Source organism: Bhargavaea beijingensis, from assembly GCF_900101985.1.
In the GTDB taxonomy this organism is placed as follows: Bacteria; Bacillota; Bacilli; order Bacillales_A; family Planococcaceae; genus Bhargavaea; species Bhargavaea beijingensis.
The window spans coordinates 1-13,223 of record NZ_FNAR01000020.1; the positions used below are offsets into that span (position 1 = coordinate 1).

The following is a 13,223-nucleotide window of genomic DNA, read 5'->3' on the forward strand; positions in this document are numbered from 1 at the left end:
CATCCGGTATTAGCCCCGGTTTCCCGGAGTTATCCCGATCTTACAGGCAGGTTGCCCACGTGTTACTCACCCGTCCGCCGCTGAATCAGGGGAGCAAGCTCCCCGTCATCCGCTCGACTTGCATGTATTAGGCACGCCGCCAGCGTTCGTCCTGAGCCAGGATCAAACTCTCCATAAGAGAGTATGAGTAAGCTCATACTTTAAAGCTGGCATATCAAGTGATATGTCCGATATCATTTGTTCCGTTCTCGCCCGACGGGGTCGGGGATCGGGAACTCATTTCATCAGCGTTTTGCTGTTCAGTTTTCAAGGTTCATTGTGTTGTGGCTGTTGTTCGACAGCGACCTTTCTAATATAACATGCTGTGAAGCTTCAGTCAACAACTTTTTATAACTTTTTTCTTTCCGTCCGCTGCGTTGTCCGAATCGGAAGCGCAACGTTGATAACTATACCACCGCAAAATGAACTGCGCAAGCCCAAAAACCATAGTCGGAATGTTTCATTTCACCGGGCAATTCAGTCCATCAAAATGGTTTCAGAGAACAGAAAAACGCCTGCCTCCCCATAAGGGAAGGCAGGCGATCTTGATTCAGTCTCTGTTGCGCATCTGCGGAAACAGCAGCACGTCCCGGATTGACGGAGAGTCGGTCAGCAGCATGATGAGCCTGTCGATGCCGATGCCGAGTCCGCCTGTCGGCGGCATGCCGTACTCGAGCGCTTCAATAAAGTCGTCATCCATCTCATGCGCCTCGTCGTTGCCCTGTTCCTTCTCGACCAGTTGTGCCTCGAAGCGTTCGCGCTGATCGATCGGGTCGTTTAGTTCGGTGAATGCATTCGCGTGCTCCCGGCGCACGATAAACAGCTCGAAACGGTCTGTGAACCGTTCGTCGTCCGCATTCTTTTTCGCAAGCGGGGAAATCTCGACCGGGTGCCCATAGACAAATGTCGGCTGGACAAGCTCCTCTTCCACCTTCTGCTCGAAGAACTCATTCAGGATGTGGCCGACTTCCATCGTCGGCTTGACTTCGACGCCATGCTCTTTCGCAAGCGCCTGGGCCTCTTCCTGCGTCATCTGTTTCCAGAAGTCGACACCCGTGTATTCCTTGACGATGTCCGCCATGTGGACCCGCTTCCAGCCCGGTGACAGGTCGATCTCTTCGCCGGCGTAAGTGACTTTCGTCGTGCCGAGCACTTCCTGCGCCGCATTGGAGATAATGTTCTCTGTCAGTTCCATGATGTCCCGGTAGTCGGCATACGCCTCATACAGCTCAAGCATCGTGAATTCCGGATTGTGGCGGGTAGAGACGCCTTCGTTACGGAAGACTCGCCCGATTTCATACACTTTCTCCAAGCCGCCGACAATCAGACGCTTCAGGTGCAGCTCAATTGCGATTCTCATATAGAGTTCCATGTCGAGCGCATTGTGATGCGTGATGAACGGGCGTGCCGCCGCGCCGCCCGCGATGCTGTGCAGCATCGGGGTTTCGACTTCCAGATAGCCCTGGCCGTCCAGGTAGTGGCGGATGGAGCGGATGATCTTGCTCCGCGTAATGAAGGTTTCCTTGCTTTCCTCCGAAGTGATCAGGTCCAGATAGCGCTGGCGGTAACGCTGTTCCACATCCTTCAGTCCGTGAAACTTGTCCGGCAGCGGCCGGAGCGATTTAGTCAGGAAGGTGAAACGATTTGCGCGCACCGACAGTTCGCCGACCTTCGTGCGGAACACCGTCCCGGTCACGCCGACAATATCGCCGAGGTCTGCTCCGGTGAACAGTTCATAGGCCTCTTCACCGATGTCGTCTTTCCGGACATAAATCTGGATCTGTCCATCCACGTCCTGGACATGTGCGAAACCGGCCTTGCCCTTGCCGCGTTTCGTCATGATCCGGCCGGCGATCGTCACTTCATGCGAGTCCGCCTCGAGGTCTTCCTTCGTCTTTTCACCGAATTCTTCTTTGATGCCGGAAGTCAGGTGTGTCCGTTCAAAACGGGAACCGAATGGATCCAGCCCCTTTTCCCTTATCTCCGTCATTTTCTCGCGTCTGACCACAAGCTGATCATTTAATTCGTCCAGGTGCGACATGTCTTTCCTCTCCTTTGTCAATCCGTACACAGGTTTACAGTCATGCGTTCATTGTACACAATCCATGCGGTTTCTTCACATATATTTAATCCGAATGGAGTCTCCCTGCATTTCCTCAATAGAAAAGCCGCCACAAAAGTGGCAGCCCCATTTTATCAGACGGCGCTTGCGGCAGCCGGTTCGTTCTCCATTTGTTTCGCGAAACCGAGAAGAAGGGTCTTGAGTTCATCCCCGGTTTCCGCCTGGTTGATCCCCTTGCGGATTCCCGGGCCGATCCGGATTCCCTTCAGGTACCATGCCGCGTGTTTGCGCATCTCGCGTACAGCGACGTATTCGCCCTTCAGCTTCACGAGACGGTCGAAATGCAGCAGGCAGACGTCGACCTTTTCCTTCACGGAAGGCATTCCGACCCGCTCTCCGGTTTCGAGGTACTTGACCGTGCGGTAGATCATCCACGGATCCCCGAGGGCGGCGCGGCCGATCATGACACCATCCGCGCCGGTCTCATCCAGCATGCGCCCGGCATCCTGCGGCGTCTCGACGTCCCCGTTTCCGATCACCGGAATGTTCACAGCTTCCTTCATTTTGCGGATCCAGTCCCAATTCGCCCTGCCTTCGTACATCTGCACGCGCGTGCGACCGTGGACGGCTATCGCCGCTCCACCGGCCGCTTCGACTGCCTTGGCATTTTCGACACCGTATAGATGGTCCTCATCCCAGCCGATCCGCATCTTGACGCTGACGGGCTTATCAACGGCCCCCACGACGGCAGAGACCATTTCGTGGATCTTATCCGGATCGAGGAGCCACTTGGCCCCCGCCTCGCACCGGATGATCTTATTGACCGGGCATCCCATATTGATATCGATGATGTCCGCATTCGAATACTTGTCGACATACTTGGCCGCCTCGACGAGATTTTCCTTATCGCCTCCGAAAATCTGCAGCGAAAGCGGATATTCGCGTTCATCGATGTACAGCATCTCCAACGTCTTATCGTTCCGCTGGTTGATGCCCTTGTCGCTGATCATCTCGGCATAGACAAGGCCCGCCCCGAACTCTTTGACGGTTAACCGGAACGCGGAGTTGCAGACGCCCGCCATCGGAGCGAGGACGACGCGGTTGTCCATCCCGATGTCCCCGATCCGGAACGGCTTGCTTGTTTTGTTCATTTCTTTTCCTCCTGCCTAGCCCCTATTCAGGGCAAACTACTGTATAGGAAGACCCATCACTTGCCTTCCAGGAAAGCGGCCGGTCCTTTAACCGATTTATAAACCCGGATCCCGTCCTTGAGGTCGACCCCGGGAAAGCCCGGGAAGCGTTTTTTAAGCGACTCCGAAAGACCCGGGTCCACTTCGAGGAGCGGCACGAGAACAAATGCCCGCTCGTGCATGCGCGGATGCGGGACGGTCAATTTCTCCGTTTTCACTGTGTCATCATTGAACAGCAGGATATCAAGGTCGCACACCCGCGGCCCCCAGCGCACCGTCCTCACACGGCCGATCTCCGCCTCGATCCCGAGGCATACATCCAGAAGCGCCTCCGCCCCCAGCGTGGTCCTGAGCCGGAACACCATATTGAGGAACGCAGCCTGGTCCTCGTAGCCGACCGGATCGGTTTCATAGATGGAAGAAAGGCGGTCCAGTTCCGTTCCGGGCAGGCTGTTTAGCCGGATGGCCGCTTCGCGCAGGTAAGCCTCACGGTTCCCCATGTTGGAACCGGCGGACAGATAAGCGATATTCATGAAAACTGTCCTCTCGTGATGTCCACTTCAACCGCCCGGTAATGACCGGGGATCGGAGGGTCGGGCTTGATGACACGCACACGGCACCCTTCGACCTTATCGCCGAAGCCTGTCAGGATGGCCGATGCAATCCGCTCCGCGACCGCCTCGATCAGCTTTACCGGCTCCCCTTCCACAATCTCTTTCACGACTTCGTACGCTTCCGCATAGTTTACGGTTTTGTCCAGGTCGTCGGTGAGCCCGGCTTGCTCCAGCCTGACGGCAAGGGAAAGGGAAACCGTAAAGCGCTGGCCGATTATCGTTTCTTCAGGCAGTGCGCCGTGATAGCCGTAGAATTGCATCTCATGCAAGTGTATATAGTCCATGATCACAGTGCTCCTTTATATTCCGACTTGCCCGTCAGCACATCCATCATCCGTGTCATGCGGGCGATTTCTTTCACGTCATGGACACGGACCATATGGCACCCCTTGCCGATTCCGTAGCAGACCGTCGCGCCCGTGCCTTCCATGCGCTCATCCACCGGAAGGTCCAGGATGTTGCCGATCATGCGCTTGCGCGAAGTGGCGAGCAGCACCGGATAACCCATTGCGGCAAGGTCGGCCAGATGCTGCATCATAAGGATGTTTTCCTTAGTCGACTTGGCGAAGCCGATTCCCGGGTCCAGCCAGATGTTACGTTCGCTGACGCCGGCGTCTTTTGCGATTTTGATGCTTTCTTCGAGGTCCGCTTTGGCATCCGGCCAAAACTCACGGTAATCCGCTTCTTCCCGGTTATGCATGAGAATGATCGGCACATCCCGCTCCGCGGCAAGTTTGGCGATATCCGGCTCCCGTCTCGCTCCCCAGATGTCATTGACAATATGCGCGCCTGCATCAAGCGCACCCCTGGCCACTTCCGCCTTGTACGTGTCGACCGACAGGCACATGCCTTCCTCATCCTTCAGCCGTTCGATCACCGGGACGATCCGGGACAGTTCCTCGTCCACCGAGATGACCGTGTGCCCGGGCCTTGTCGACTCGCCGCCGACATCGATGATTTTCGCCCCCTCTTTCCTCATCTGGAGCGCGCGGCGGACTGCGTCATCCGCTCCGTTGTGTCTCCCTCCGTCGGAAAAGGAGTCAGGTGTCACGTTCAGAATGCCCATAATGACTGTTTCTTTATTGAAATCGATAGACGTGCCGCCGATCTGGTAGCGGCCGTCGCTGCCGTTGAATGCCATGCTGCCTAACCTCCAGTTCGTTGCGGCCCCATGCCGCGCTTCTCTTCATCTTACAGCGGACCGGTGCTGTTTTTCCACAGGAAGGCCGGGAACAGCCCGAAAATGCAAAAAATAAAAAGAGGGCCGGAGCCCCCTTCACTGGTTTTCAATATGGCAATCAGTCGAACTGATAAAGCGGTGTGCTCAGGTAACGCTCTCCGTTTGACGGAAGGATGGCGACGACTGTTTTGCCCTTGCCGAGCTTTTTCGCCGTTTCAAGCGCCGCAAAGATGGCTGCGCCGGACGAGACGCCGCCGAGGATGCCTTCCTGGCGCGCGGCCTTTCGCGCGGTGTCGTATGCGTCCTCATCGGAAACCTGGATGATTTCATCGTAAATATCCGTATCCAGCACCTCCGGCACGAAACCGGCGCCGATTCCCTGGATTTTGTGAGGTCCGGATTGGCCGCCGGACAAAACCGGGGATTTCTCCGGTTCGACCGCAATGATCTTTACTTCCGGGAAGCGTTCTTTCAGGATGCTGCCTGCACCGGTGATCGTGCCACCGGTGCCGATGCCGGAAATGAATGCGTCGACCCGGTCGAGGGAGTCTGCGATTTCCGGTCCTGTTGTCAGGCGGTGGATTTCAGGGTTCGAGAAGTTTTCGAACTGCTGAGGGAGGAACCAGCCATTTTGTTCCGCCAGTTCATCGGCTTTTGCGATAGCGCCTTTCATGCCGTCTGCGCCGGGCGTGAGTACGAGTTCCGCACCGTACGCGCGGAGCAGGTTCCGCCGCTCCATGCTCATCGTGTCCGGCATGACGATGACAGTCTTGTAACCTTTTGCCGCCGCGACCATCGCAAGGCCGATTCCCGTATTGCCGCTTGTCGGCTCGATGATCGTGCCGCCTTCCTGCAGCTTGCCATCTTTTTCCGCCCGCTCGACCATCGCCAATGCAATGCGGTCCTTGACGCTGCTGCCCGGGTTGAAGTACTCCAGTTTCAAGTAGATGTCCGCATCGTTTCCCCCCGTCAAGCGATTCACCTTGACGAGCGGCGTCTGGTGGATGAGATCTGTAATCGAATTCCCTACACGTGTTTTCATCCCGATCACTCCAATCCCTATCATTCCAATAGGCTTTATTCCCTACATGATACCAATGTATGCGCGGAGGTGTCAATCAGTACACTTCCACGTTCTGCTCCTCAGCTCCTGCATACCGGTTATTCTTTTGATGGAAGTCTCTTGGATTTCCGGGTGCCGCGGCTTCTTCATTCGTCCCCAAACCTTCTCCATTGGGCCGGTGCTTGGGACGGAGCGTCAGCATGAACAAAAAAGCACGCCCGCAGGCATGCTTTTGGTCATTTCTCATTCTTTTCCATAAATCCATTCCGCGCCGAATTCCTCCCAGAATGCTTCCGGGGTGACGGATTGCGGAAGCTGCTCGATGGCGAGTTCCCGGCGGATCTGGTCTTTGACCTCCTTGAACTTGAACAGGCGGCCTTCAGCGGTATCCGTCACTTTCACAAGCGCGACCGCCCCGTCAGCCAGTGCAATCGGGCCGGCGGTTTCACCGGCCTTCATGCCGCTGACGGCCTTGATGATGGCCGGATCGACGTTTTCCGAAGACTCGCTGATGTAGCCGAGTTCCCCGCCGAGACTGCCCGATACACGGTCGATCGAACGCTCGCGTGCCAGCGCTTCAAACGACGACCCGTTATCCAGTTCGCCAAGCGCCTTTTCGGCCTCCGACTGGTCCTTCAGAATGATTGCTGCCGTCCTGTAAGACGGCTTCACATCATACAGCGATTCGTTTTTCTCATAGTAATCCTTGACCGCCTTGTCCTTGATGATGATATCTTTCGTCAGCACCTTCTCAAAAATCAGCTGCGACTTCACCTGATTGCGGAGCGGCTCACCCGTCAGTTCACCGGTACCTTCGCCGCCCGCTCGAAGCATGGCGATTTCCAGATCAATTTCACTATCGGAAACCTTGATGTCGTATTGTTTCGCGGCTGCCTCCATCACTTTCTGGTTGACGAGCTCACGGAGTGCCTCCCGGCCGACCCGCTCTTCCATGGCCGCCACCCACTCTTTGTTTGTAATCGTTTCCTTCCCGACGGACGCCACCTGCTCACCGGTGCCGGCCGACTTTACACTGCCGCCATCCTTCGTGATCCAGAGCGTGAACCAGAGCAGATTGCCCGCGAGCAGGATTCCGAGAACAACCAACACCGGTTTTGTCTTCAGGCGGCGTTTGCGGATGGGCTGTTCGGTTTCAGTTCCTGTCCTTCTCATCACTCAGAAATCCTCTCAGCTCGTCTTCGGAAAACTGGTACTTTTCGAGGCAGAAGTGGCACTGTGCCTCGGCTCCGTGGTCTTCTTCGATCATCTCGCGGATCTCCTGGTCTCCGAGTCCTTGAATGGCATTGCCGAACCGCTCTTTTGAGCAGTCGCAGTTGAAGGACACCGGCATATTGTCGATAAACCGGACATTGTCTGTGCCGAGGACTTCCTGGAGAACCTCTTCAGGATTCAGCCCGTCTTCGATCTGCCGGGATACCGGACGCGCTTTTGTGATCCTCTCTTCGAGAAGGGTGATGGTTTCGTCGGACGCACCCGGCATCACCTGGATGATGAAGCCCCCGGCTGCCTTGACGGTATTATCGGGATTGACAAGAACGCCAAGCGCCACTGCGGACGGCACCTGTTCGGAGACGGTCAGGTACTGCGTGAAGTCTTCGGCAATTTCCCCTGAGACAATCGGCACTTGCCCTGTAAAGTGGTCGCGAAGACCAAGATCCTTCACGACGGAGAACATTCCGTTCGTCCCGACAGCACGCCGGACATCGAGTTTGCCCTGGCTGTTCAGATCAAAGTGGACGTACGGATCCGAAATATATCCCCGGACATGGCCGTTCGCGTCGGCATCGGCAAGGATGGCTCCCGCAGGGCCTCCCCCTTCAATCTTGACGGTCAGCTTTCCGTCGCCCTTCAGCATCGAACCGAGCATGACAGTGCCTGTCAATGTCCGGCCGAGCGCGGCGCTCGCAGTCGGCCAGGCCTGGTGGCGACGCTGTGCTTCCCCTACGGTTTCTGTTGTCCGCGCGCCCAAGACGCGGATCGTTCCATCAAAAGCAAGGCCTTTCACGATGTAATCAGACATAATGATCCGTCTCCTTTTTCATTGATTGCGGTCATAGATCAGTTTCAGGCCCTTGAGTGTCAGATGCCCGTCGACGATGTCGATGGCGTCCGTCTCGCTGGCGATCAGCGGTGCAAGTCCGCCTGTCGCGATGACTTTCGGATCTGTGCCCGCCATTTCCTTGATGCGTGCGATCAGGCCCTCCACCTGGCCGACATAACCATAGACAATCCCGGCCTGCATGGCTGCGACCGTGTTTTTCCCAAGGACATTTTCCGGACGGACGAGTTCCACCCGCGGCAGCTTGGATGCGCGTTCAAAAAGCGCTTCGGTCGAGATGCCGATCCCCGGCGCGATGACGCCGCCCATGTATTCTTTTTTTTCATTGATGTAGCAGAGGGTTGTCGCTGTCCCGAAATCGACGATGATGAGCGGGCTGCCGTACTCATGGATGCCGGCAACCGCATTGACGATTCGGTCCGCGCCGACTTCACGCGGATTTTCGTATTTGATGTTCAGGCCGGTCTTGACTCCAGGTCCGACGACGAGCGGTGTCAGCCCAAAGTACTTTTCGCACATATGCTCAAGCGCGAACATGATCGGCGGCACGACGGACGAGATGATGATGCCTTCGATCGCCTTCATGTCGAGGCCGGCATGGTTGAACAGTGACTTGACCTGCATGCCGAACTCGTCTTCCGTCTTTCGGCGGTCGGTGCCCATCCGCCACTGATATTTAAGTTCGTCCCCTTTGTATACACCAAGGACAATATTAGTATTCCCGGTATCCATTACCAGAATCATGGCCATTCCTCACTTATCCATTCGAGTGTCCGTAACATCATATCACAACCCCAGCCGGCAAAAAAAGCCGGCGCCCCTGAAAGGGGACGCCGGTCTGATTGGATTATTCGATTCCAGGTCCCTTCCGGTCTTCGCGAATCGGGCTCTGAGGTGCTTCGGTGTTTGAGCCGTCTTCCTGCGGCAGGTCAGCCGAAGAAGGATCGTAAGGTGCGCCGGTCGAGTCCGGCGTAGCTTCGGCTTCCGGCTCCTGTTCGTCTTCAAGAGGCTCCGGGAGTCTGCCGTGGTCTTCGAGGTGCTTGATGTCCCTCGCGTCGAGCGTTTCTTTCTGGAGAAGCGTGTTCGCAATGAGGTCAAGCAGCCCGCGGCGCTCGGTCAGGATCTTTTTCGTACGTTCGTATTGCTCTTTGATCATATCCATCATTTCCTGGTCAATCTCGTAGGCGATTTTATCGGAGTAGTTCTGCTCCGAACCGATGTCGCGGCCGAGGAAGACGTTGCCGCCCTGGCTCTGGCCGTACTGCATCGGGCCCAGCTTGTCGCTCATGCCATACTCGGTGACCATCTGGCGGACAATGCCTGTTGCGCGCTGGAAGTCATTGTGCGCGCCGGTCGAAACTTCGCCGAAGACGATGTCTTCCGCAGCACGCCCACCGAGAAGACCGGAAACCTTGTCGAGGAGTTCCGGCTTGGTCATGAAGTAGCGGTCTTCCTTAGGAAGCATGACCGCATATCCGCCTGCCTGGCCGCGAGGAACGATGGTGACTTTGTGGACCATTTCCGCTTCGTCGAGCGTCAGGCCGATCACCACGTGGCCGGCTTCGTGGAACGCCACGATGCGGCGTTCCTTTTCGGAGATGACACGGCTCTTTTTGGCCGGTCCCGCGATGACGCGGTCCGTCGCCTCGTCGATGTCGGTCATATCGATCTTTTTCTTGTTGCGGCGAGCCGCGACCAGGGCCGCCTCGTTAAGGAGGTTTTCCAGATCCGCCCCGGAGAAGCCCGGAGTACGGGCCGCAATCGCCTTCAGGTCGACGGAGTCCGCAAGCGGCTTGTTGCGCGCATGGACTTTCAGGACCGCTTCGCGTCCCTTCACATCCGGGCGGCCGACCGTGATCTGGCGGTCGAAACGTCCCGGGCGGAGAAGTGCAGGGTCGAGAATGTCCGGACGGTTCGTCGCAGCGATGATGATGATGCCCTCATTTTCACCGAAGCCGTCCATTTCGACGAGAAGCTGGTTCAGCGTCTGCTCGCGCTCATCATGTCCGCCGCCGAGACCGGCTCCGCGCTGGCGTCCGACCGCATCAATCTCATCAATGAAGATGATGCACGGCGCATTTTTCTTCGCGTTTTCGAACAGGTCACGCACACGGGATGCCCCGACACCGACGAACATTTCAACGAAGTCCGAACCGGAAATCGAGAAGAACGGCACGCCGGCTTCCCCGGCAACCGCACGGGCAAGGAGTGTCTTACCGGTACCCGGAGGCCCGACAAGAAGAATCCCTTTAGGAATGCGCGCGCCGATGTTGTCGAACTTGGAAGGGTCTTTCAGGAAGTCGACGACCTCGATCAGTTCGGCTTTTTCCTCATCGGCGCCGGCCACGTCATTGAACGTGACTTTTTTCTTTTCTTCGCTATACAGTTTGGCTTTGCTTTTGCCGAAGTTCATGACCCGGTTGCCGCCGCCCTGTGCCTGATTCAGGAGGAAGAAGAAAAGGATGATGATGATGATAAACGGAATGAGCCCTGTCAGGAACTGGACCCATCCGCTTGATTGAGGCGCAGCCAGGAAGGTGATCTCGGTGCCGGGCTGCTGGTCCGCCACGCGGTCGATCTCATTCATGAGCTGCTCGTTGTCCGGCGGAATGTTGACGATGAAGGTTTCGCCTTCCTTGGCATCATTCATCGTCCCCCGGACCTCATACACCAGCTGGTTCGGCTGGATGGTGGCCTCTTTGATGTCCCCATCGGACAGAGCCGTCAGGAACTCGTTATACGTCAGGTTTTTCGTTTGTGTATTCGGGTTATTGAACGAACCAAAGATCCCCATGATTACGAGGAAAATCAGGCCGTACAAGATGGTATACCTTAATATTCGGTTCATCCCGAGCCTCCTCACCAATAAAAGAAAACTATAGTAAATCTTATCATAGGACCTGGCCGCCGCCAAAACAAAAGGCTTTGGCTGGAAATGGCCCGAAACAGATCCAAAACCCTTTTTGTCGATTTCCCTTTTACTTAGCGGCCAATTGCATCAGAACGAGTAAATTTCTTTTTTCAGGACCCCGATATACGGAAGGTTGCGGTATTTCTCCGCATAGTCCAGGCCGTAGCCGACGACGAATGCATCAGGAACTTCAAATCCGACCACATCCGCCTTCAGGTCCACCTTGCGGCCGGTCGGCTTGTCAAGCAGTGTGACGATCTTGATGGAGTTCGCCTTCCGGTATTTGAGGAGGTCAACCAGGTAACTGAGTGTCTTCCCGCTGTCGATGATGTCTTCGATGATCAGGACGTCCCGACCCTCGACGCTCGTGTTCAGGTCCTTGACGATTTTTACTTCACCGGAGGATACGGTCGCATTGCCGTAGCTTGACACATCCATGAAGTCGATTTCGATATAGCCGTCAAAGCGCTTGATCAGGTCGCTCATGAACGGGAGAGCGCCCTTCAGCACACCGATCGCGAGCGGGAACTTTCCTTCGTACTCTTTTGTGAGCGCCGATCCCAGCTCTGAAATCTTTTCCTGGAGCTCCTCCTCCGAGATGAGAACTTGTTCAATATCGTTTCCAATCATGTGGTTTCCTCCTGTGCGTGGCCCCCGCGCTTTGCTTCCGGCGCTTGCTCCACGATGAATATGTACGGGCCGCCTGCGCGGCCGTCCCGTGTGAATCCTCTGCCGTACCGGACGCCCGGGACCGCGACAATGCGCCCGTCCGCCGCGGTGACGACCGGCCACGATGCCCTCCGGCTTCGCGGGATTTTGCCGTCGATGAAAATCCGTGACACTTTCTTTGGTTCGGCCATGTTCGGAAGAAGGATCCGGTCACCCGCTTGCGGCGTGCGCACGGAGAGCGGCGGCATGGCCGCCTCCTCTCCGAAATACAGCACCTCCCGGCCGGGTGCGGATTCCGGCTCCGGGACCATTTTCCGGTCGGACCAGAACAGCCGGACGCCTTCTCCCGCCGTCACCCAGCGGCCGGCCGGCAGCCGGGTTTCCCCGGCACTCCCGGACTCATCCGGTCCGGTTTTACGGAATATGGCCCTGCCGTATTCCCGCTCCAGCCGGCAACCGTCCGGGAGATCGACCGAACCGCTCCCTTCCGTTCGCGTCAGTTGACTGAGAATCAGGGATTCCAGCCGGGCGCCGGAAGGATGCCGATCCGAAAGGTATAGATAGTCTAATAGTATGGGAATCAGGCGCCTTTGTAAAGCGGAGGGCACGCGGGAAAAGGCCTCCGTCTCCACGGCCAATCCGCCATCCGGGAGAGGCTCGGAAATCTTCTCCCAAATTTCCAGCGCCCTCCCGGCGAGGTAGGCCTCGTCCTCCCTCCTGGCCAGGTCCCATTCGGCGATACGGCGTGCTGCTCCGGGGTTTTCCTCCCGGATCAGCGGAACGATGCGGTGACGGAACCGGTTCCGTGTGTAATCCGGCTTCAGATTGCTCGGATCCAGCCTGGACGGGAGGCCATGTGCCTCCAGGTACTCCATGACTTCCCTTCTTTCACTTAAAAGAAACGGCCGGACGAGCAGTCCTTTTCCGAATTTCCGGGACGCCGGAATGCCGGGCGCGGCGTCAGCAGTGCCGCGGGAGAGCCGCATCAGCACAGTCTCCATCACATCGTCGGCATGATGGGCCGTCGCGAGCACATGGTACCCCTCCCGTATCATGATCTCACCGAAGTAACGATACCGCTCCACACGGCAAACATCCTGGACATTGCCCCCTTCACGCCGGACAATGTCACCGACCGGTATCGCCGTCCCATGGAAAGGCACGCCAAGCCCGGCGCACATGGCGCGGACAAAGCGTGCATCTTCCGCCGATTCTTCTCCGCGGAGCATATGATCAACGTGGGCGGCTCCGACGGTGAAGCCGGTGGTTTCCCCGATCCGTTTCATCACATGGAGGAGAGCGACGGAATCAGGGCCGCCGGAGCAGGCGACAAGCACGCGGGAGTTTTCCGGGATCCATCCATTTTCCCGGATCAGTTCCGCAGCTTGCCTTTCCAGTTTTTCCGTCATCTGCAT

General features: G+C 56.9%; 12 protein-coding genes and 1 rRNA gene. All 13 read right to left on the bottom strand.

The annotated features are described in order from the left end of the window. Positions 1–178: ribosomal RNA gene (locus BLT01_RS12225) — 16S ribosomal RNA — on the bottom strand; the annotation flags it as partial. 411 nt (positions 179–589) lie between these two features. Next, positions 590–2,080 (bottom strand): lysine--tRNA ligase, encoded by a 1,491-nt coding sequence (gene lysS / locus BLT01_RS12230; protein ID WP_092098181.1) that lies wholly within the window; start codon positions 2,078–2,080, stop codon positions 590–592. A 155-nt stretch (positions 2,081–2,235) separates the two neighbouring features. Beyond that, the gene (gene dusB / locus BLT01_RS12235; RefSeq protein ID WP_092098183.1) at positions 2,236–3,252 is read right to left on the bottom strand and encodes a tRNA dihydrouridine synthase DusB; all 1,017 of its coding nucleotides are present in this window, start codon (positions 3,250–3,252) and stop codon (positions 2,236–2,238) included. 56 nt (positions 3,253–3,308) lie between these two features. Further along, positions 3,309–3,824, bottom strand: coding sequence for a 2-amino-4-hydroxy-6-hydroxymethyldihydropteridine diphosphokinase (gene folK, locus BLT01_RS12240; protein ID WP_092098185.1), 516 nt, complete (start codon positions 3,822–3,824; stop codon positions 3,309–3,311). After that, complete coding sequence (folB, locus tag BLT01_RS12245; RefSeq protein WP_092098186.1) at positions 3,821–4,189, bottom strand: dihydroneopterin aldolase; 369 nt, start codon at positions 4,187–4,189, stop codon at positions 3,821–3,823. Before folB ends, folK begins: the two co-directional genes overlap by 4 nt. 2 nt (positions 4,190–4,191) lie before the next feature. After that, positions 4,192–5,046 carry a dihydropteroate synthase gene (gene folP, locus BLT01_RS12250; RefSeq protein ID WP_092098188.1) on the bottom strand — a complete coding sequence of 285 codons (855 nt, stop codon included), beginning with the start codon at positions 5,044–5,046 and terminating at the stop codon, positions 4,192–4,194. A 157-nt stretch (positions 5,047–5,203) separates the two neighbouring features. Beyond that, positions 5,204–6,127: a cysteine synthase A gene (gene cysK / locus BLT01_RS12255; RefSeq protein WP_092098190.1), complete on the bottom strand. Its 924-nt coding sequence runs from the start codon at positions 6,125–6,127 to the stop codon at positions 5,204–5,206. A gap of 264 nt (positions 6,128–6,391) precedes the next feature. Continuing rightward, on the bottom strand, positions 6,392–7,321 hold the full coding sequence (locus BLT01_RS12265; RefSeq protein ID WP_092098194.1) for a peptidyl-prolyl cis-trans isomerase: 930 nt from the start codon (positions 7,319–7,321) through the stop codon (positions 6,392–6,394). Continuing rightward, the gene (gene hslO / locus BLT01_RS12270; RefSeq protein ID WP_092098196.1) at positions 7,302–8,189 is read right to left on the bottom strand and encodes an Hsp33 family molecular chaperone HslO; all 888 of its coding nucleotides are present in this window, start codon (positions 8,187–8,189) and stop codon (positions 7,302–7,304) included. The genes BLT01_RS12265 and hslO overlap by 20 nt, the downstream gene beginning before the upstream one ends. A gap of 18 nt (positions 8,190–8,207) precedes the next feature. Continuing rightward, complete coding sequence (locus BLT01_RS12275) at positions 8,208–8,972, bottom strand: type III pantothenate kinase (RefSeq protein WP_092098257.1); 765 nt, start codon at positions 8,970–8,972, stop codon at positions 8,208–8,210. A 103-nt stretch (positions 8,973–9,075) separates the two neighbouring features. Then, on the bottom strand, positions 9,076–11,076 hold the full coding sequence (gene ftsH / locus BLT01_RS12280) for an ATP-dependent zinc metalloprotease FtsH (protein ID WP_092098198.1): 2,001 nt from the start codon (positions 11,074–11,076) through the stop codon (positions 9,076–9,078). A 150-nt stretch (positions 11,077–11,226) separates the two neighbouring features. Next, a complete protein-coding gene (gene hpt, locus BLT01_RS12285; RefSeq protein ID WP_092098200.1) occupies positions 11,227–11,769 on the bottom strand; it encodes a hypoxanthine phosphoribosyltransferase in 543 nt (180 codons plus the stop codon). Next, complete coding sequence (tilS, locus tag BLT01_RS12290; RefSeq protein ID WP_176765144.1) at positions 11,766–13,217, bottom strand: tRNA lysidine(34) synthetase TilS; 1,452 nt, start codon at positions 13,215–13,217, stop codon at positions 11,766–11,768. Before tilS ends, hpt begins: the two co-directional genes overlap by 4 nt. Positions 13,218–13,223: the final 6 nt, after the last annotated feature.